The sequence below is a fragment of the Luteibacter sp. Sphag1AF genome, from assembly GCF_014192715.1.
In the GTDB taxonomy this organism is placed as follows: Bacteria; Pseudomonadota; Gammaproteobacteria; order Xanthomonadales; family Rhodanobacteraceae; genus Luteibacter.
In genome coordinates, this window is sequence record NZ_JACHYH010000011.1 from 48,302 (window position 1) to 66,994 (window position 18,693).

Sequence of the window (18,693 nt, forward strand, 5' to 3'; positions counted from 1 at the left end):
GATGAGCAAGAAGACGAGTTACAAGGTAGCCATTGTCGGTGCCACCGGCGCCGTTGGCGAAACCCTGCTGTCCGTCCTCGCCGAGCGCGAGTTTCCGATCAGTGAGCTTGTGGCCCTGGCGAGCGAGCGCTCCGCTGGCGGCACGATCGACTTCGACGGAAAACCGGTCATCGTCAAGGATCTTGCCACGTATGATTTCGATGGCGTGGACATCGCGTTCTTCTCGGCAGGCGGTTCGGTCAGCCGCGAGCACGCGCCGCGTGCCGCCAAAGCCGGCGCCGTCGTCATTGATAACACCTCCGAATTCCGTTACGTGGACGGCATCCCGCTGGTGGTCAGCGAGGTGAATCCCCACGCCATCGCCCAGTACGAGTCCAGCGGCGGCATCATCGCCAACCCCAATTGCTCCACCATGCAGATGCTGGTGGCGCTGGCGCCCATTCACCGTGCTGTTGGCATCGAGCGCATCAACGTCGCCACCTATCAGTCGGTGTCCGGCGCAGGTCGTTCGGGCGCGGAAGAACTGGGCAAGCAGACGGCAGCCATGCTGAATTTCCAGGAAGTGGAAACCAGCAAGTTCCCCAGGCAGATCGCTTTCAACGTCATCCCCCACATCGACGACTTCCAGCCCAACGGCTACACCAAGGAAGAAATGAAGATGGTGTGGGAGACCCGCAAGATCCTGGAAGACAACACCATCCAGGTGAATCCCACGGCGGTGCGTGTGCCGGTGTTCTACGGTCACTCCGAGGCTGTGCACATTGAAACGCGCGAGAAGATCACGGTCGAGCGCGCCCGCGAACTGCTGGAGCAGGCGCCTGGCGTGGTGGTTCAGGACGAGCGCAAGGCGGGGGGCTACCCCACGCCGGTCACCGACGCGGCGGGCAAGGACGCGGTCTTCGTCGGCCGCATCCGTGAAGACATCTCCCATGAGCGCGGTCTGGACCTGTGGGTGGTGTCGGACAACATCCGCAAGGGTGCTGCCCTCAACGCCATCCAGATCGCCGAAATCCTGATCCAGGACTACCTGTAATGCGATTGACCGCCGGGTTCGCGCTGCTCCTTCTGGCCCCGCTTTGTGCGGCGGCCGGACAGCGCGACGCGGCGGCGCCCGCGTCTGCGTCCTCTGTGGCCAGTGCCAGGGCCACGGCGGCCCGGGAGGCTGCGGCCTCCCAGGCCGCCGAGCTTCAGAAACTACAAAAGCGTCTCGATGCGCTGGAAAACGACACCCGCAGCGCGCAGGACAAACTGCGCGAGCGGGACCGTATCATTGCCGAGCTGGAGGCCCAGCTGAAGTCGGCAGGCCACCCGTAAGGGCGAGTTCAAGGGGAAGCGCGTACGGAATTCATGACGGCGTTAACGTTGTCGTGTAACTACCCGTATCCGCTATTGTTCATTCTTGTATGGGTGCACTAAAGTGGCGCCTTTGCGGCCAACTGCCTTTTTTCAAGAGCAGGCCGCCGGCAACCGGTTTAGTTCGGGGGAAGTGATTGATGAACCGTTCGTTGAAGCTGTCCATCATGCTGGCGCTTGCCGTCGGTACGGGCCAGGTACTGGCGCAGAACCTGGGCCAGGTCCAGGTCAAGTCGACCGTCGATCAGCCGTTGCTGGCGGAAATTCCGCTCTCGGGTGTGTCCGGCGACAATATCCACGTCACGCTGGCCTCCGAAGACGCCTTCAGCCAGGCGGGCATCAATCGCAAGGGCCTGCCGGTCGAACTGCAATTTGTGGTCAGCCGCAATGCGCAGGGTCAGTCGGTCATCCGCGTCACCAGTGCCGAGCCGGTACGTGACACGTATCTGGACTTCCTGGTCGAAGTGAATGCGGGCGGCAGCAAGGTCGTGCGCGAAGTGACCATGCTTCTGGACCCGCCGCGCTTTGGCGGTGCTGCGCCGGCCAGTTCGGCCGCCGGCGTCCCCAGCCGCACCTCTCCGGTGCCGTCGCGTTCGTCGTCGCCGACCACCGAATCCAGCGCGCCTGCACCGTCCCGCACCAGCTCCTTTGCTGGCGCGCCGACCCAGCCGGTCAGCCACCACACGCCGGCCAGCGGCACCATCGGCCCGGTCCAGCGCGGCCAGACCCTGTCCACCATCGCCCGCGAAGCGGCCGGCGGCAGCGACATGAATCGCATGCTGGTGGCCTTGCAGAAGGCCAACCCGGACGCGTTCTACCGCGACAACATGAATGCGCTGAAGACGGGTGTCGTTCTGCGCGTACCCAGTCCGGAAGACGTACAGGCCCTCACCGCTGCGGCGGCGCTGGCTGAAGTGCGTCGTCAGAATGAAGACTGGCGCGGCGGCAGTGCCCGCGCGCCGTCGGCAGTGGCAGACGCCGCCGCCACCGGTCAGGCCGCTCCGGCCGCATCGGGCAAGAAATCCCCCAGCGACCGTCTGGCGCTCGCGCCGGCCGCCGAAGGCGGCGACAGTGCTTCCACTCGCGCCGGAACGGCAGGCGGCAAGGGTGATGCCGCCGTGGCTGGCCTCAAACAGCAACTGGCCACCACGCAGGAATCGCTCGCTTCCATGAAGCAGCAGGGTGCGGAGCTGAAATCCCGCATCGGCGATCTGGAAGAGATCAACCAGAAAAACACGCGGCTTCTGAGCCTGAAAGACTCGGAAATCGCTGAATTGCAGCGCAAGCTGGCCGAAGCGCACAAGGCAGCGGGCCAGCCGGCCGAGCCGGTCGCTGCCGCAACGACGCCCGTGGCTGCCGCACCCGCCGCGGCTGCCACCAGCCCGGCCGCAGCGGCACCTGCCGCCAGCACGCCTGCGGCCAGCGCTTCGGTCGCTGCCGTTCCGGCACCCGGCGCCACCGTCGCCATCACGCCGATCAAGGATGCTGCGCCCGCAGCCTCCGCGCCGAAGCCGCCCGTGGCCACGCCGTCCACGCCGCACATCACGCCCGTGGCGCCCACCGCCGCGCCGGAGTGGTACATGCAGCCGCTGGTCTGGGGTGCCGGCGGCATCGTGATCCTACTGGGTCTGCTGGCCGCCGTTTTTGGTCGCCGCAAGAAGCCGGTTGCCGCGGTAAGCAACTCGTCGCTGGCCGATCGCTTCGGTGATGAGCAGGCGTTCGACAGCTTTGGCCACACCGACGAGCTGGACAAGGATCAGCGCGAACTGCTCGACGCGCTGGCCGAACATCCGGACGACGTGGGCCTGCACCTGGAACTGGTCAGCCTCTATTACGGCCGTCGCGACGTCGACCACTTTGAAGCCGCTGCCGAAGCCATGTACGCCCACGTGGCCGACCCGGAACAGGCCGAGTGGCAGGAAGTGGTCACGATGGGTGAAGACCTCGTTCCCAGCCACCCGCTGTTCGGTGGCACGGGCCAGTCGCCCGACGAGGACGAAGACGGTCACCAAGCCGCTGCGCTGGAAGAATTCGACCTTGGCAGTTACGTGGTCACCCCGCAGGAGCCTGAGCGCCCCAGCGCCACCACGCCGCTGAAACACAGCGAATACCACTTCAATTTCGACCTGACGCCGCAGCAGCGCGCCGATGCCGAAACCCACGCCACGGCACCGGACGTGTTCGCTGTGAACGCGGAAGAGTCGCCGTACATCGAGCCGCTTTACGTTGACCCGCAGCCGCATCACGACGATGCGCCGCTATCGGCCTTCGACGACGTGCTGCCGCCGGAGACCGTGCACCATCTGCCGGTCAGCGATACGCCGGCACCGGCCGTTGAGCCGGAGCTGCCGTCCACGTGGAAGTTTGACGAGCCGGAATTCGGTGAGGAGCCGGTTTACGCGGCAGACACCGAGAACGAAGGCTTCAGCGACGACCCGGTGGACACCAAGCTGGACCTGGCCCGCGCCTATCTGGACATGGGTGACGCCGATGGCGCCCGCGCCATGCTGGACGAAGTGATCGTGGAAGGCTCGCAGATGCAGAAGGACACGGCCCGCCGTCTCCTGAGCGACATCGGCTGACCGTTTGATCGTAAGAGTTGTCTCGCAAGAAGCCGGCGCAAGCCGGCTTTTTGCGTTGGGTGGTACTCTTGCCCATTCCTCCGGTTACCCTTCTGGCTCCATGCGTATCGCTCTAGGCGTCGAATACGACGGCACCGACTTCTTTGGCTGGCAGCGTCTCAGCCACGCCTCGACCGTGCAGGGCGCGCTTGAGTCGGCCCTGACCCGCGTTGCCAATCATCCTGTGGAAGTGACCGCATCCGGCCGTACGGATGCGGGCGTGCACGGTCGCTGCCAGGTGGTCCATTTCGACACTGATGTCGTGCGTGACATGCGCGGATGGATTCTGGGTGCATGCTCCAACCTGCCGCATACCGTGGCGGTGACCTGGGCGCAGCCGGTGGCCGACGACTTCCACGCACGCTTCTCGGCCCGCGCACGCCAGTACCGTTATCGCATCCTGCCGCGCATGGTCCGCCCTGCGCTGGACGCCCGCTTCGTGGCGTGGGAGCGTCGCGCGCTGGATACCGACGCGATGCATGAAGCGGCCCAGGCTCTCATCGGCGAACACGACTTTTCCGCGTTCCGCGCCATCCAGTGCCAGGCCGCGCATGCGCGCCGCAATGTGCACTCGATTCGCGTGCTGCGAGAAGACCGCCACGTGGTCGTGGAGATTCAGGCCAATGCCTTCCTGCACCACATGGTCCGCAACATTGTGGGGTCGCTGCTGGTCATCGGTCGTGGCGAGCAGTCGCTTGGCTGGATGGGCGAACTGCTGGAAGGGCGCAATCGCGAAGTCGCGGGCGCAACCGCACCGGCCGAGGGTCTGACTTTCCTTGGTCCGCGTTACGAGGCGCACTGGGGCCTTCCGGCCGAGGTCACGCTATGAGAACCCGCATTAAGTGCTGTGGCATCACCCGTGCTGAAGACGCGCAACGCGCCGCTGAGCTCGGCGCCGATGCCATCGGCTTTGTGTTCACCCGCCGCAGCAAGCGTTTCATCGAACCGGCCGCTGCCGCGCGTATCCGCGCGATGGTGCCCCCGTTTGTGAGCGTGGTCGCGCTGATGATGGATGACGATGAGGCCTGGGTGCGCGAGGTCATCGAGGTCGTGAAGCCGGACATGCTCCAGTTCCATGGCGAAGAAACCGACGAGGCGTGCGCGGCGTTTGGCCTGCGCTACCTCAAGGCCATCGCCATGGGCGAGGGCGAGCCGGCGCTGGCGCGCCTGCATCAGTATCCGGGCGCATCCGGCCTGCTGCTGGACGGGCATGGCCTGGGGCAGATGGGTGGCAGTGGCCATCGTTTCGACTGGTCGCTGATGCCCGCCGGCCTGACCCAGCCGCTGCTGCTGGCCGGAGGCCTTACCGAACACAACGTTGCAGAGGCGATTGCCATCGCCAGGCCTTATGCCGTGGACGTCTCAAGCGGGATCGAGACATCGCCGGGCATCAAGGATGAGGCTAAGATGGAACGCTTCATTTCCGCCGTACACCAGGCGTCCGCCCACCGCTGACGCCCAAAGCCACCACAGGTAACGCAAGGCATGACCAAGATCGCGGATTTCCACGCCTACCCCGATGCGCATGGCCGCTTCGGCGACTTCGGTGGCGTGTATGTAGCAGAGACGCTCATGGAGCCTCTGGCCGAACTCACCGAGGCTTACAATCGCCTGCGCAACGATCCGTCGTTCATCGCCGAACTGGATCGTGACCTGAAGTACTACGTGGGTCGCCCGAGCCCCATCTATCACGCAGAGCGCCTGTCCCGGCACGTGGGCGGCGCGAAGATCCTGCTCAAGCGCGAAGACCTCAATCACACCGGCGCGCACAAGATCAACAACACCGTCGGCCAGGCACTGGTTGCCCGGCACATGGGTAAAACGCGGATCATCGCCGAGACCGGCGCGGGCCAGCACGGCGTGGCCAGCGCCACCGTTGCAGCACGCATGGGTCTGAAGTGCGTCGTGTACATGGGCGCCGTGGATATCGAGCGCCAGAAGATCAACGTCTATCGCATGAAGCTGCTGGGCGCGGAAGTGATTCCGGTCACCTCCGGCTCCAAGACGCTCAAGGACGCGCTCAACGAAGCGATGCGCGACTGGGTCACCAACGTGGCCGACACCTTCTACATCATCGGCACCGTCGCCGGCCCGCACCCGTATCCGCAGATGGTGCGCGACTTCAATGCCATTGTCGGCCGCGAAGCACGCCAGCAGATGCTTGAGCAGTATGGACGTCTGCCTGACGCCATCACCGCATGTGTTGGCGGTGGTTCCAATGCCATCGGTCTGTTCCACGCATTCCTCAACGATGCCAGCGTGCGCATCGTGGGTGCGGAAGCGGCAGGCGAGGGTATTGAAACCGGCCGTCATGCCGCGTCGCTCGCAGCGGGCAAGCCGGGTGTGCTGCACGGCAACCGCACCTATGTGCTCAGTGACGAAAACGGTCAGATCACCGAAACCCATTCGGTATCGGCGGGGCTCGACTATCCGGGTGTGGGTCCGGAGCATGCGTTCCTGAAAGATGCGGGTCGTGCGGAATACGTTGGCATCACCGACGACGAAGCTCTGGAAGCCTTCCATCTGCTTGCGCGCACCGAAGGCATTCTGGCCGCACTGGAATCCAGCCACGCCATCGCGCAGGCGATGAAGCTCGCGCGTGAATTGCCGGCCGATGCGCTGGTGCTCGCCAACCTTTCCGGTCGTGGCGATAAAGACGTCCACACCATCGCCGCGCGTGAAGGTATCGAACTGTGAAGACCCGTTTTGAACGTCGATTTGCCGAGCTGAAAGCAGCCGGCCGTACGGGCCTCATTCCGTTTGTGACGGCAGGCGATCCGCTGCCCGAAGCTGTGGTGCCGATGCTGCATGCGCTGGTCGCAGGCGGTGCAGATGTCATCGAACTGGGGGTGCCGTTTTCCGATCCCATGGCCGACGGCCCGGTGATCCAGCACGCCAGCGAACGCGCCATTGCGCGCGGTGTGGGCTTGAAGACCGTGCTTGGATGGGTGGCCGAATTCCGGCAGACCGATGCGGATACGCCCATCGTGCTGATGGGCTATCTCAACCCGCTGGAAATGTACGGTTACGAACGCTTCGCCACCGACGCCGTAGCTGCGGGCGTGGACGGCGTGCTGCTCGTGGATTGCCCCATCGAAGAGGCTCATGTGCTTGAGCCGCTGCGTGCTGCGGGCCTCGATCAGATCCTTCTCGCATCGCCCACCACCGCACCCGCGCGTATGGAGCGGCTCTGCAAGGCATCATCAGGATTCCTGTACTATGTGTCCTTTGCCGGCATTACCGGCAGTGCCCAGCTCAGCACCGACGACATCGCAGCCCGCGTGGCCGCCATTCGCACGGCATCGAGCGCTCCGGTCGCTGTCGGTTTCGGCGTTCGCAATGCGGGCAGCGCCGTGGCAATCGCCGCGTTCGCCGACGCGGTGGTTATCGGAAGCGCGTTGGTCGAGCGCCTTGCCGAGGCCACTTCGGTCGACGATGCCGCCACGCGTGCACACGACTTTCTCGCGCCGATCCGGGCCGCGCTCGATGCGCGCAAGGGTTGAGCCGGGTTAATACTGGAGGGATGGTATGAATTGGTTGCAGAAAATCATGACGCCGAAGACCCGCGCGCAAAGCGCGACCGGCGGCAAGGGCAAGGTGCCCGAAGGTGTCTGGGAAAAGTGCGCGGGTTGCGGCACCGTGCTGTATCGCCCGGAACTCGAAAAGTCGTTGATGGTGTGCCCGAAGTGCGGTCATCACCACGCCATTGGCGCGCGTGCGCGCCTGTCGGCCTTCTTTGACGAAGGCAGCACCACCGAACTCTGGCCGAAGCTTGAGCCGGTGGATGCGCTGAAGTTCAAGGATCAGAAAAAGTACAAGGACCGCATCATCGCGGCGCAGAAGTCCACGGGCGAAAAAGACGCGCTGCTGGCCATGTCCGGCAAGCTGCTTGATCGTCCGCTCGTGGCGGTCGCGTTTGAATATGCCTTCATGGGTGGTTCCATGGGGTCGGTGGTGGGCGAGAAGTTTGCCCGTGCGGCCGAACTGGCGCTGGCTGAGCGCAGCGGCCTGGTGTGCTTCGCAGCCACGGGTGGCGCGCGCATGCAGGAAGGCCTGTTCTCGCTGATGCAGATGGCCAAGACGTCGGCAGCACTTGCACGCATGCGTGATGCTGGCGTTCCGTACATCTCGGTGCTTACGTATCCGACCACGGGCGGCGTGTCGGCAAGCCTTGGCATGCTGGGCGACGTCAATGTTGCGGAGCCGAAGGCGCTGATAGGTTTTGCCGGTCCCCGCGTCATCGAGCAGACCGTGCGCGAAACGCTGCCCGAAGGCTTCCAGCGTTCGGAGTTCCTGGTGGACCACGGTGCCGTGGACGTCATCGTGGACCGTCGCGAAATGCGCGACAAGCTGGGCGCCATGCTCGGCGTGCTGTCGAAGGCACCGCGCGCGGCGTGATGCCGCGCGTATGAATCAGGCGATGGTGTGGCCCAGCCACACCGACGCGCTGCCCAGACCGCAACCGATGGCAATGGCCGCGAGCACGTCGCTGGGGTAGTGCAGGCCCAGCACTACACGTGACGCGGCCACCAGCGCCGTGAAGCCGATCAGCAGCGGTGCCAGCATCGGAAAGTACGCCAGCGCCACCACGGTGAACGACACCGCCTGCAACGTGTGACCCGACGGGAAGCTGAATTCATCCAGCGGCGGCACATGCGCGATCACGCCCGGACAGGTGCGGAACGGACGCGGGCGACGCGTCCAGCGCTTCAGCAGGCGATAAAGCATCAGTGCCGTGAGCCCGGTCAGAGCCATGTGCGCTGCGGCGATGGCGCCATGCCAGCCGCCCACGATGGCGATCACGCTCATCAGTGCATACCAGAACACGCCATCACCCAGGCGGCTGACGATACCGAAGAACAGGCCAACCGCGCGGCGTGCGCCCCAGCGATTGGCAGCGACGCACATGCGGCGGTCGAGCGTGATTTTAGGCGACGATGGCGGCAGGACGTTCATGGCGTGTTTCCTCGGCAAGCGAGCGCAGGAGACCTTCAAAGTCGGCGATCACGACGTCGGGCGAAAGCGATGACACGCTGATGCACGCGGCGGTTCCCATGGTGCGTCGGGTCGGAATGTCGGCACCCAAAGCCGCGCTTCGTTCAATGAATCCGGCCTCGTTTCCCGGCACCACGCGGATGCCGTTCTGGCCGTTGTGGATGTGTTCTCGCGCCGCGCCCTCGCTGTATGCCACCACCGGCAAACCGGAAGCCATGGCTTCCAGCAGCACGTTGCCGAAGGTTTCGCTCAGGCTGGGAAAAACGAAGAGGTCGGCGCTTGCATAGGTGGCGGCCAGCACGTCACCGCGCTGCACACCGGTAAAGATGAAATCGGGATTGGCCTCGGCCAGTGCGGCACGCGCCGGGCCGTCACCCACCCACACGTAGCGTGCGTCGGGCACGCGACGCTGCAGGGCGCGGAATGCAGCCACGGCCAGCGGCAGATTCTTTTCAGGCGCGATGCGTCCGACGTACAGCACGACCGGCGTGTCCTCGTCCACGCCCCATTGCGCGCGCAGCGAGGCATCCCGTCGCGACGGATGAAACTGGCGCGTGTCCACGGCACGACGCAGCAGGCGCACGTTGTGCACGCCCATGCTCGCCAGTTCGTCGGCCAGTGCGTTGGTTGGCACCAGGGTCGATCCGCTACGACGGTGAAAGCGGGCCAGGTAGCCACGCACCAGCGGCGTCAGCAGGCCGATGCCGTAGTGGTCGGCGTAGGTGTCAAAGCGCGTGTGGAAGCCGGTGGAGACCGGAATGCCCAGGCGCCGGGCGGCACTGACCGCGCTCCAGCCGAGCGGGCCTTCGGTGGCCACATAGATCGCGTCGGGGCGAACCTCGCGCCAGCGGCGTTCCAGCGTGAAGCGGGCGGGAAGGCCGAAACGCAGGCCCGAATAGCGGGGCAGGCTGACGCCCGTGGCATCCAGGGTTTCGATGGAAGCCTCCGGGGCCGTATCGCGCTCGGCGCGATAAGGGCGGACCAGGTCGACGGTATGTCCACGACGGGCCATGCCCTGAGCCAGTGCCCGAACGGTCAGCGCCACGCCGTTGACCTCCGGCGGGTAGGTTTCACTGACGATGCCGATGCGCATGGCGGTGCCTGTTGGCGGGGGCTCAGGAGCATGCTGAGCCCGGCCCATGTCGCCCGGGTGATCGGCGCATGACGGCAAGATGACGGTTGCGGCTGGGGTTCATCCCTCCGCTTCGGGTAAAATCGCGCTTTCGTCTGTGCCAGATACCTTCCGATGACCGTCCGTACCCGCTTTGCCCCCAGTCCCACCGGCTACCTCCATATTGGCGGTGCCCGTACCGCGCTGTACTGCTGGCTGGAGGCCCGTCGCCGTGGCGGCACCTTCGTGCTGCGCATCGAGGACACGGATCAGGAGCGCTCCACCCAGGAAGCCGTGCAGGCGATTCTGGATGGCATGAACTGGCTCGGCCTGCGTCACGACGAAGGCCCGTTCTACCAGACGCTGCGCATGGATCGTTACCGCGAGGTGGCGGATCGTCTGCTGCGCGAAGGCAAGGCGTATTACGCCTACGAGAGCAAGGAAGAGATCGAGGCCATGCGCAACGACGCCATGGCCAGGGGTGTAAAGCCGCGCTACAACGGCTACTACCGCGATCGCAACGAGCCGTACCGCGACGACCCCAACCGCGTGATCCGCTTCAAGAACCCGGTGGGCGGAAGTGTCGTGTTCGACGACAAGGTGAAGGGTCGCATCGAGTGGTCCAACGAAGAGCTGGACGACCTGGTGATCTTCCGCTCCGATGGCTTCCCCACCTACAACTTCGCCGTTGTGGTGGACGACATCGACATGGGCATCACCGAAGTGATCCGTGGCGATGACCACGTCAACAACACGCCGCGCCAGATCAACATCTACCACGCACTTGGCGCACCCGTGCCCGAGTTCGCGCACCTGCCGATGATCCTGGGTCCCGATGGCCAGAAGCTGTCCAAGCGCCACGGCGCGGTCAGCGTCATGCAGTATCGCGACGACGGCTTCCTGCCGCACGCGCTGCTCAATTATCTGGTTCGCCTGGGCTGGTCGCACGGCGACCAGGAGATCTTCTCCGTCGCTGAAATGAACACGCTGTTCGACGTCAGCGACGTGAACAAGGCGGCATCGCGCTTTGATGTGGCCAAGCTCTCGTGGCTCAACCAGCATTACCTCAAGAACGACGATCCGCTGGAACTGGCCGCCGAATTTGAATGGCACCTGCGTCGCATCGGCATCGACCCGGACCAGGGCCCGGCCCCGGCTGATGTCATCGTCGCGCTGCGTGACCGCGTGCAGACGCTGAAGGAAATGGCCGAGCGTGCCCGCACGTGGTACGCCCCCATCAGCGAGTGGGACGAGAAGGCCATCGAGAAGCACCTGAAGACCGACACCGCCCCGGCGGCGCTGGAGGATGCGAAGACGCGTCTGGCCGCACTGGCCGAGTGGACGCCGGTGGCGATTCACGGCGTGGTGGAGCAGGTGGCTGCGGCGCTGGAACTGGGCATGGGCAAGGTCGCGGCGCCGCTGCGCGTGGCGATGACGGGCACCCAGATTTCGCCCTCCATCGAACACACCATTTACCTGGCTGGCCGTGACGGTGCGCTTGCGCGCATCGACGACGCGCTGGCCCGCGCCCGCGGCTGATTCGCCGGGAATGCGCCGGCCCGGAGTCCATGTCCTTGGGTGACCTTCTCGACAAGGTCATGCAGGGCGTGGACCCCGCCGATCCGGCCGCCTTCGGCATCATGTTCGGGCGCCTGATGGCGCTGGTGCCGTGGGGCGCCCTCGTGGCCTGGTCGGTGTTCTTCATCGTGGTGGGGGCATTGCTGGGCTGGTGGCGGGGGCGTCTCATGACTGGCGTCGTCTGGGCCATCATCCTCGGGCCGTTCGGCTGGATCATGCCGTTCCTTCCCGCGCGGCGAAAACCCGCGTTGCCCCCTCCTTTGCCACCGGCAGGGCCCTCGAAAAAGCGCTGACGCGCCCCGATGGTATGCTCGAGGCCTCCCCGAGGTATTGCCCGTGACCACCCAGTCCAACCCGCCAGCGCATTCCCATCATCACCATGACGACGCCCGCAGCTTCGTTCGTGCGGTGGAGCATGCCAGTACCGAGCGTGGTCTCCGCCTGACGCCGTTGCGTCGCGAGGTGTTGCAACTGGTGGCCGCCGCCGGCAAGCCGGTCAAGGCGTACGATCTGCTGGACCGCCTGCGCGAAACGCACGGCAATGCGGCGCCGCCCACGGTGTATCGGGCGCTGGATTTCCTGCTGGAGAATGGCTTCATCCACAAGCTGGAATCCATCAACTCCTATGTGTCCTGCCATCACCCGGCAGAATCCCATCAGGTGCCGTTCCTCATCTGCGACGTGTGTTCGTGCGCCCAGGAAGTGTGCGACGAGCGCGTGGCTGAACTGATCGAAGCCCAGGCCAAGGCCTTTGGCTTCCGCCCGCAGGCCCAGACGCTGGAAGTTCACGGCGTGTGCAAGAACTGCCGCGAAGCCTGATCGCCGTTCCTGGCGTTCCGGTGGGAGCAAGCTCGCTTTCCACCCAGGCGAAAAAAAACCGCCACTCACCCCGGGGGAAGTCGGGATGAGTGACGGCTCCGTGGATGCGCGGTCAGAAGAACGCGCGCACACCAACAGACACATTGCGGCCCGGGAGGGGGGCTACGTCTTTGAACAGGGACGTGGCCGGGCGCGCTGTCTGGTTGGTGAGGTTGTTGCCATCCACGAAGGCTTCCCATTGCGTGCGATCGTTGTTGACGAACGTCCACGCCACATGGGCATTGACCAGGGTGTATCCGGCCGTGTCGGTTTCAAACGCGGCGACCTTGTCCTGTTTGAAGTAGCGCACGGCACCGATGCTGGCGCGCACATCGGAATTGTTCCAGCGCAATTGTGCGCCCACGCGGCCTGACGGAATGCGCGGCACGTTGCCGCCGCCGTTGTCCAGCGTGGCACGCACGGTGTCGCCAAAAGCACGCAAGTCCCAATGGCCGCTGTTGCCCCTGGCCAGATGGAAGGTGGCTTCCGCTTCCGCACCGCGGAACGTTGCATCGTTCCGCGCCCAGTTGCGCACTGGCAGGTTGTCTTCCATCGTGCCGGTGTCGGCGAGGTAGATGAAATCCTTGTACCGGTTGTAGTAAATCGCCACCTTGCCTTCCACGATGTCGCCATGGAAATGCAAGCCAAGCTCCGCCTGATTGGAGCTTTCCTTGCCCAGTTTCGCGTCGCCGATTTCGTACGTGGCCGACGCGGCATGCGGGCCATTGGAGAACAGTTCCTCTTCCGACGGTGCGCGTTCGGCGTGATCGAGGTTGAGGCTCAGATGCCAGTTGTCGGTGAAACGCCACGACACGCCACCGGAAAGGCTGTTCGGGTTGAAGGTACGCTTCGCGCCGTCAATGGGCTGCACGGTCTGCTTGTCGCGACGCAGGCCCCACTCGATTTTCACCGGACCAAAATTCTGCTGCTCGGTCAGGAAAATGCCGGCACTCCTGGTGGTGGTCGGCGGCACAAATGTCTCGTCACCAACGGCAGCAAACTGACGATGCTGGGTCTGAATGCCGAACGCGCCTTCCCATCCGGCGACAGGGGCGTGCGTGGCAATGATGCGCGCCTGATTGCTGTTGGTCTTGAACGTGGTGCCCGGCTCATCGCCTTCGTATTCCACGTGCTGGTAGCTGTTGTGGCCGAGGTTGAACTCGATCTTCTCGATGCCTGCGAAGGGCTGAAGCAAACCGCCTTTGAGGTTGTAGTTGGTCTGCGCCATCTTGATATGCACGGGGGCTTCGCCTTCGTCAGCGTCACCGGGTTCCGCCGGGCTGCCGTAAAGATCCATGAAGCGCGCGATGGACAAGCCCACATAGCCCCAGTCGCCCAGCACTGACGCGCCGAGCGAACCAGCCGTTGTCTTCACCGCGCTGTTGGCCAGCGTGCCGCCAGGAATGTCGTAGTCGCCATTGTCGCGGTGCATGCCGTCGGCGTGGATCGCGAACTGGTCGTTGCCCGCATCCACGCGGAACAGGCCTGTCTGGCCATCGGATACGCTGTCGTTGCGCAATTCGGCGCGGCCGGCAAACCCATTGGCGGGCGCCTTTTCGGGCACGCGGCCGTCGACCACGTTCACCACGCCACCGATGGCGCCCGAGCCGTAGAGCAGGGTGGACGGACCCTTCAGCACTTCAATCTGGTCAGCCAGAAATGGTTCCAGCGTGACGGCGTGGTCCTGGCTCACATTCGATACGTCCTGCGACGACAGGCCGTTCTCAAGCACCGACACGCGCGGGCCGTCCAGGCCGCGAATGATGGGGCGACCCACCGCCGTGCCAAGCGCGCTGGACTGAACACCGGGAATGCTGGAGACCGTTTCGCCGAGCGATACGCCTTTCACGTCATCCAGCTGTGACCCACTGAGCACGGCCACGGGCGCTACGATCTGGTCAGCGTTCTGGCCCAGCGGCACAGCAGTGACCACCACGGCATCGAGGTGACGGGCGTGTTTGCGGCCGGTTTCGGGCGAGGTGTCCTGTACGGCGTCGTCGGTGGTATCGGTGGCCAGCGCCGGGAGCGGGGCGAAGGTGGCGGCGAGGGTCAGGGCTAGCAGGGTCTTGCGCATCGGGGGCGGTGCTCCATGGTTCAGTTTTGCAATGTTATAAAGTAACATTGCTTGCCACCGCCTGTGCAACTAGTCACCCTATCGACCTCTATGACGCCCGAATCCGACGATATCCAAGCTCCGCGCCGCTGGTGGCATGCTGCCGACCGGCTGGGCGCCACCGCTTCGTTCCTCTGCGCGATTCATTGCGCCGCTCTGCCGTTCGCACTGGCGCTGTTGCCCGTGCTGGGCCTGGAATTCCTGTCGTCGCATCGCTTTGAGGCCACGTTCGTGGGCTTCGCGTGCACGCTGGCCACCTTCGCGCTGGTATCCGGATATCGCCGTCATCGCCGTCGTCTTCCGCTGATGCTGGCCGTGCCGGGGCTGGTGCTGCTGGTGCTGGGCGTCACGTTCCTGCATGGCGGCTCGCTCTTCGTGCACAGCGCGCTGGTGACCTGTGGCGGGCTGCTGGTGGCCAGCGCGCATTTCGTCAATCTGAAAGTGGATCGCAGCGGGCACGCAGGCCACCTGCACGGCCCGCATTGCGCGCACCCGTGATTGTGTAACCGCGGCCTCAGTCCCTAGCATTCCGCGCATGGCTCACTCTCATTCTCACGACCACGCGTCGCACAAACACGACCACGGGCACGATCACGCCCATGGCCATTCGCACGGCGATGCGCCCTCCAGCGAACGCAAGCTGCTTTTTGCCTTTGCGCTGACCACGCTGATGATGGTGGTGGAAGCGGGCGGCGGCTTCGTTTCCGGCTCGCTGGCGCTGATTGCGGATGCAGGCCACATGCTGGTCGATTCGCTGGCGCTGCTTCTTGCCTTCTTTGGCGCCCGTTTTGCCGCACGTCCGGCAGACGCGCGGCGCACCTACGGCTACGGCCGCATCGAGGTGCTGGCGGGCTTCGTCAACGCGCTGACCCAGTTCGCACTGGTCGCATTCATCATTTACGAGGCGGTGCAGCGCCTGTTCGATCCGCAGCCGATCCTCTCAGGCATCATGCTGATCGTTGCCGTGGTGGGTCTTGCGGTAAACGTGGTGGTGCTGCGTTCGCTGCATCATCACGATCCGGACGACGTGAACATCGCCGGGGCCAGCCTTCATGTGCTGGGCGACCTTCTGGGCTCCGTGGCCGCCATTCTTGCCGCGCTGGCCGTGCGCTGGATGGGCTGGCTGTGGGCCGATCCGGTGCTGTCGGTGCTGGTGTCGCTGCTGATCCTGCGCAGCGCGTGGATGCTGCTGCGCCGTTCCTCCCACATCCTCCTGGAAGGCACGCCGGACGGCGTGGAGCTGGCAGAGGTCGAGGAAGCTGTCCGCGGGGCGGATACGGCCATTCTGGGCGTCCACCACGTTCACGTCTGGCAGGTCACGGCCGGCTCCCGCATGGCCACCCTGCATGCCGAGCTGGAAGACGGGGCAGACCAGTCCCGGGTGCTTCAGGCCATCAAGGTGCTTCTTAACGACCGCTATGGCGTGGGCCACGCCACCGTTCAGTTTGACCCGGGCCCTTGCCAGGACGAGCTGGAAGGCTGTTCTGACGGTTCTCACCGGGTTCGCTGAACAGCGTATCCCTTGCGCTTTACGCGGGCGCTGTTACGATGGCCGGCCGTTCCATCCGTTCACGAATTCAAGGAGTTCCCCATGGGTAAGGGTGATCGCAGGACCCGCCGCGGCAAAATCTATCGCGCAAGCTACGGCAAGGCTCGTCCGCATACCGACGTCGTCACTGGCGTTGTCGCCAAGCCGGCAGCCGTCAAGGCCGCCCCTGCTGCGAAGAAGGCCGCTGCGCCGCGCAAGAAGTCTGCCTGATTCTTTCGTTCGGTTGCGATACAAGACCCCCGCATTGCGGGGGTTTTTTTTGGTTCATCCCGGGCCCGTCTCACAGCTCGAAGCGATCCTCGAATTCAAACCGGCTCTCGACCGGCGCGGCCACCACATTCTGCTGAACGATGCCCGGGAACAGGTTGGTGGCCTGGCCCGCGTGGTTGCCCGGGTTGTACAGATACGGGGCATGCGACCACACCCGGTAGCCCATCTCCTTCATGGCCTGTACTTCGGCCTGGCATGCGTTGAGCCCGCCCAGCCGGGCATACATCATGGGGCGATGCCGACGAATGGTCTCTGTCGCGCCCGCGAGGGCGTCCAGCGTCGCGCCCGCCAGGTTGATTTTCAGCAGGTGTAGCGCGGCGGGGGTGAGTTCGTCCACCGATTCCACGCGAATGGCTTCCCCTGAGGTCGGGTCCATCAACGGTAACGACGACAGTGCCGCCCGTCCGGCGGTGCGGCCCAGCCACGCATGATGCGTGTGCACGTTGGCCAGGCCGTTCAGCGCCACGTTGGCGCAAAGCTGCTGGAAGGGCAGGCGCCGCGGTTCGGTGACGTGCACGCGCCCGCCATCGCCTACAGCGCGGGCCAGCCACATGGTGTGTGCGGCATAGTCTCCACCCACTTCGACGACTGTGTGGCCTTCATCGACGAGCGCGCTCAGCAGTTCCACTTCCTGCTCGGCCCACTCGCCGTAGGTCTGCATGGCACGTGCGACGGTGTCAGCCAGCGGCATGGCTGACGCGATGCCGTAGCGCATCGTCCAGAGGCGTGAGGGGGCGTCGGTGGCCGGGTGGGTCATGTTCATGGCAAGTGCTTCCTTTCCTTGGCGGGACGGCGGTGCGGGTAGCATGCGCGACGCGATAGCGGCGCACGGAATCGGCGGAGGGCGCGGACATGGCGCCTTGCTGCGCAAGCGTGTTCCAGCGCGCGAAGATGGCCTGCCAGACAGACAGGATCTCAGGTGTCGCGCCGCACACGCGCCACGCCTGTTCGCAGCACTGGCTGGCGGCAGCAAGGTCGTCGTCATCGAGATAGACGGCTGCCATCTGAATGAGTGCGACCGGGTCATCCGGCGCAGCATCCTTGAGCTGGGTGACCAGCCGGAGCGCCAACTCGCTGCCAGCACCGGATTCGCTGACGGCATCATGCAGTCGTTGCGCGGTGAGTCGGCAACGCAATGCGCCGGCCTTTTGCGAGTCATCGGCTTCCGCCATGAAGGCGTGCACGAGCGCGTGTGAACACACATCGCCCAGTTCCTCAGGCGGCAGCAGCGCGGCGCGCTCGCAGGCGACTTCGGCAATGGCGCACGCCAGCGAGGCATCCGGTTTGCGCTGGTACAACGCATCCAGCAATTCGCCTGCCAGATGGAGATGACGCGCGCGGTCGGGTGGCTCAGTCAGTTCTGCACAACGCCTCGCCAGCATGGCATGACGCCATTGCGCGTCGTCGCGCCAGTGCGGTACGGCTGCAAGTTGCGTACATAGCTGCGCGGCATGCAGATAACGGGCGAGGGCGGCGTGGGCAGGCAGGTCACCTGCCCATGCGGTGAGGATGTCGATCCACACATCCAGCCATTGGGGGTGAGTGTTGTCCGGAGGGGATTCCTGCAATGCGCGGAATGCGAGCAGGCGCGACGGCTGCGACAGCCGCATGATCTGTGCGAACTGCTGACGCAACGCAGCCGCCGCCGGCAGCACGGGCTCGCGAGGCGCGCGGGTTGCCACGACATCACCCGCGTGAACCACGGGCGCAACAGCGTCAGGCTCGTTCAGCCCCGCCCCGGACTGATCGCCGACCGACGCGCCAATAAGCAACCATCGAAGAAACGCGGCGTGCGCGAAGCCATCTTCCGTAAGATCCATGGCGTGTGCGGGTACGCCCGGGCCGCAGGTGCGCATCGGCTGGCTGATCCATAGCAGCGGTTCCGCACGCTCTGCCGGGACGGCCGGTGCGTGCGCTGTGAGGGCGGCTGCGGCACGACACGCATCCGCACGATCCATTCGCGTTTGCCGGATCACGAAAATAAGTGCCAGCAAATCCATGCCCAGCAGGCTTGCCAGCCACAGATGCCAGCCCTTCAGTGTCGAACGTGCAGAGATGTTGTGAACCGGCGCAACGAAAGCGGTAGCGGGCTGGGTGGATGGCAGCGGCAGTGACAGCGGAAGCCACGGCGTGGCGGGCGTCGTCGCTACCGCAGCGGGCACATGCACACGGGCCAGTGCGGCCTGCTGCGGTAGCGACAGTATGGAAAGCAACTGTGTCGGCGGTTTTCGCGACACAGCGTGTT

Annotated in this window: 18 protein-coding genes and 1 pseudogene; 14 read left to right on the forward strand and 5 right to left on the reverse strand. The window is 64.9% G+C overall.

Annotated elements, in window-relative coordinates; all coding sequences use genetic code 11:
* Position 1: 1 nt before the first annotated feature.
* The 8 genes from FHW69_RS17940 (at position 2) to accD (ending at position 8,372) form a co-directional block, all read left to right on the forward strand.
* On the forward strand, positions 2-1,033 hold the full coding sequence (locus FHW69_RS17940) for an aspartate-semialdehyde dehydrogenase (RefSeq protein ID WP_183424479.1): 1,032 nt from the start codon (positions 2-4) through the stop codon (positions 1,031-1,033).
* Positions 1,033-1,314 (forward strand): hypothetical protein, encoded by a 282-nt coding sequence (locus tag FHW69_RS17945; protein ID WP_183424480.1) that lies wholly within the window; start codon positions 1,033-1,035, stop codon positions 1,312-1,314. Before FHW69_RS17940 ends, FHW69_RS17945 begins: the two co-directional genes overlap by 1 nt.
* 179 nt (positions 1,315-1,493) lie before the next feature.
* Complete coding sequence (locus tag FHW69_RS17950) at positions 1,494-3,935, forward strand: FimV/HubP family polar landmark protein (protein WP_183424481.1); 2,442 nt, start codon at positions 1,494-1,496, stop codon at positions 3,933-3,935.
* A 100-nt stretch (positions 3,936-4,035) separates the two neighbouring features.
* Positions 4,036-4,803, forward strand: coding sequence for a tRNA pseudouridine(38-40) synthase TruA (gene truA / locus FHW69_RS17955; RefSeq protein WP_183424482.1), 768 nt, complete (start codon positions 4,036-4,038; stop codon positions 4,801-4,803).
* Positions 4,800-5,429, forward strand: a complete 630-nt coding sequence (locus FHW69_RS17960; protein ID WP_183424483.1) for a phosphoribosylanthranilate isomerase — start codon at positions 4,800-4,802, stop codon at positions 5,427-5,429. Before truA ends, FHW69_RS17960 begins: the two co-directional genes overlap by 4 nt.
* Before the next feature lie 30 nt (positions 5,430-5,459).
* Positions 5,460-6,671 (forward strand): tryptophan synthase subunit beta, encoded by a 1,212-nt coding sequence (gene trpB, locus FHW69_RS17965; RefSeq protein ID WP_183424484.1) that lies wholly within the window; start codon positions 5,460-5,462, stop codon positions 6,669-6,671.
* On the forward strand, positions 6,668-7,477 hold the full coding sequence (trpA, locus tag FHW69_RS17970; RefSeq protein WP_183424485.1) for a tryptophan synthase subunit alpha: 810 nt from the start codon (positions 6,668-6,670) through the stop codon (positions 7,475-7,477). The genes trpB and trpA overlap by 4 nt, the downstream gene beginning before the upstream one ends.
* A 25-nt stretch (positions 7,478-7,502) precedes the next feature.
* Positions 7,503-8,372, forward strand: a complete 870-nt coding sequence (accD, locus tag FHW69_RS17975; RefSeq protein WP_183424486.1) for an acetyl-CoA carboxylase, carboxyltransferase subunit beta — start codon at positions 7,503-7,505, stop codon at positions 8,370-8,372.
* Between the two features lie 15 nt (positions 8,373-8,387).
* Here accD and FHW69_RS17980 read toward each other — a convergent pair whose 3' ends face one another.
* Complete coding sequence (locus FHW69_RS17980; protein WP_183424487.1) at positions 8,388-8,930, reverse strand: phosphatase PAP2 family protein; 543 nt, start codon at positions 8,928-8,930, stop codon at positions 8,388-8,390.
* On the reverse strand, positions 8,902-10,062 hold the full coding sequence (locus FHW69_RS17985; protein ID WP_183424488.1) for a glycosyltransferase family 1 protein: 1,161 nt from the start codon (positions 10,060-10,062) through the stop codon (positions 8,902-8,904). The genes FHW69_RS17980 and FHW69_RS17985 overlap by 29 nt, the downstream gene beginning before the upstream one ends.
* Positions 10,063-10,215: 153 nt before the next feature.
* On the opposite strand from FHW69_RS17985, the gene gltX reads away from it, so the two are divergent.
* Genes gltX through FHW69_RS18000 form a run of 3 tightly spaced genes read left to right on the forward strand, consistent with a single transcriptional unit; the run spans position 10,216 to position 12,477 of the window.
* Positions 10,216-11,619 carry a glutamate--tRNA ligase gene (gltX, locus tag FHW69_RS17990; RefSeq protein WP_183424489.1) on the forward strand — a complete coding sequence of 468 codons (1,404 nt, stop codon included), beginning with the start codon at positions 10,216-10,218 and terminating at the stop codon, positions 11,617-11,619.
* A gap of 35 nt (positions 11,620-11,654) precedes the next feature.
* Positions 11,655-11,951, forward strand: coding sequence for a hypothetical protein (locus FHW69_RS17995; RefSeq protein ID WP_183424490.1), 297 nt, complete (start codon positions 11,655-11,657; stop codon positions 11,949-11,951).
* 43 nt (positions 11,952-11,994) lie between these two features.
* Entirely contained in the window at positions 11,995-12,477 is a 483-nt protein-coding gene (locus FHW69_RS18000) for a transcriptional repressor (protein WP_343204048.1), read from the forward strand.
* A 112-nt stretch (positions 12,478-12,589) separates the two neighbouring features.
* Here FHW69_RS18000 and FHW69_RS18005 read toward each other — a convergent pair whose 3' ends face one another.
* The gene (locus FHW69_RS18005; protein ID WP_183424492.1) at positions 12,590-14,590 is read right to left on the reverse strand and encodes a TonB-dependent receptor; all 2,001 of its coding nucleotides are present in this window, start codon (positions 14,588-14,590) and stop codon (positions 12,590-12,592) included.
* Positions 14,591-14,680: 90 nt separating this feature from the next.
* Between FHW69_RS18005 and FHW69_RS18010 the strand changes: the two genes are divergently transcribed.
* From FHW69_RS18010 to FHW69_RS19125, 3 genes and pseudogenes are all read left to right on the forward strand, one after another.
* The gene (locus tag FHW69_RS18010) at positions 14,681-15,127 is read left to right on the forward strand and encodes a MerC domain-containing protein (RefSeq protein WP_183424493.1); all 447 of its coding nucleotides are present in this window, start codon (positions 14,681-14,683) and stop codon (positions 15,125-15,127) included.
* Positions 15,128-15,164: 37 nt separating this feature from the next.
* Complete coding sequence (locus FHW69_RS18015; protein WP_183424494.1) at positions 15,165-16,139, forward strand: cation diffusion facilitator family transporter; 975 nt, start codon at positions 15,165-15,167, stop codon at positions 16,137-16,139.
* Between the two features lie 81 nt (positions 16,140-16,220).
* Positions 16,221-16,289, forward strand: a pseudogene (locus tag FHW69_RS19125) (30S ribosomal protein THX); the annotation flags it as partial.
* A gap of 169 nt (positions 16,290-16,458) precedes the next feature.
* Here FHW69_RS19125 and FHW69_RS18025 read toward each other — a convergent pair.
* Together FHW69_RS18025 and FHW69_RS18030 are read right to left on the reverse strand one after the other, a co-directional pair.
* Complete coding sequence (locus tag FHW69_RS18025; protein ID WP_183424496.1) at positions 16,459-17,211, reverse strand: FkbM family methyltransferase; 753 nt, start codon at positions 17,209-17,211, stop codon at positions 16,459-16,461.
* Positions 17,126-18,685: a hypothetical protein gene (locus tag FHW69_RS18030; protein ID WP_183424497.1), complete on the reverse strand. Its 1,560-nt coding sequence runs from the start codon at positions 18,683-18,685 to the stop codon at positions 17,126-17,128. Before FHW69_RS18030 ends, FHW69_RS18025 begins: the two co-directional genes overlap by 86 nt.
* Positions 18,686-18,693: the final 8 nt, after the last annotated feature.

Coding starts and splice junctions, on each gene's coding strand:
- FHW69_RS17940 (WP_183424479.1), top strand. CDS start 2: ATGAGCAAGAAGACGAGTTACAAGGTAGCCATTGTCGGTGCCACCGGC.
- FHW69_RS17945 (WP_183424480.1), top strand. CDS start 1,033: ATGCGATTGACCGCCGGGTTCGCGCTGCTCCTTCTGGCCCCGCTTTGT.
- FHW69_RS17950 (WP_183424481.1), top strand. CDS start 1,494: ATGAACCGTTCGTTGAAGCTGTCCATCATGCTGGCGCTTGCCGTCGGT.
- truA (WP_183424482.1), top strand. CDS start 4,036: ATGCGTATCGCTCTAGGCGTCGAATACGACGGCACCGACTTCTTTGGC.
- FHW69_RS17960 (WP_183424483.1), top strand. CDS start 4,800: ATGAGAACCCGCATTAAGTGCTGTGGCATCACCCGTGCTGAAGACGCG.
- trpB (WP_183424484.1), top strand. CDS start 5,460: ATGACCAAGATCGCGGATTTCCACGCCTACCCCGATGCGCATGGCCGC.
- accD (WP_183424486.1), top strand. CDS start 7,503: ATGAATTGGTTGCAGAAAATCATGACGCCGAAGACCCGCGCGCAAAGC.
- FHW69_RS17980 (WP_183424487.1), bottom strand. CDS start 8,930: ATGAACGTCCTGCCGCCATCGTCGCCTAAAATCACGCTCGACCGCCGC.
- FHW69_RS17985 (WP_183424488.1), bottom strand. CDS start 10,062: ATGCGCATCGGCATCGTCAGTGAAACCTACCCGCCGGAGGTCAACGGC.
- gltX (WP_183424489.1), top strand. CDS start 10,216: ATGACCGTCCGTACCCGCTTTGCCCCCAGTCCCACCGGCTACCTCCAT.
- FHW69_RS18005 (WP_183424492.1), bottom strand. CDS start 14,590: ATGCGCAAGACCCTGCTAGCCCTGACCCTCGCCGCCACCTTCGCCCCG.
- FHW69_RS18010 (WP_183424493.1), top strand. CDS start 14,681: ATGACGCCCGAATCCGACGATATCCAAGCTCCGCGCCGCTGGTGGCAT.
- FHW69_RS18015 (WP_183424494.1), top strand. CDS start 15,165: ATGGCTCACTCTCATTCTCACGACCACGCGTCGCACAAACACGACCAC.
- FHW69_RS18025 (WP_183424496.1), bottom strand. CDS start 17,211: ATGAACATGACCCACCCGGCCACCGACGCCCCCTCACGCCTCTGGACG.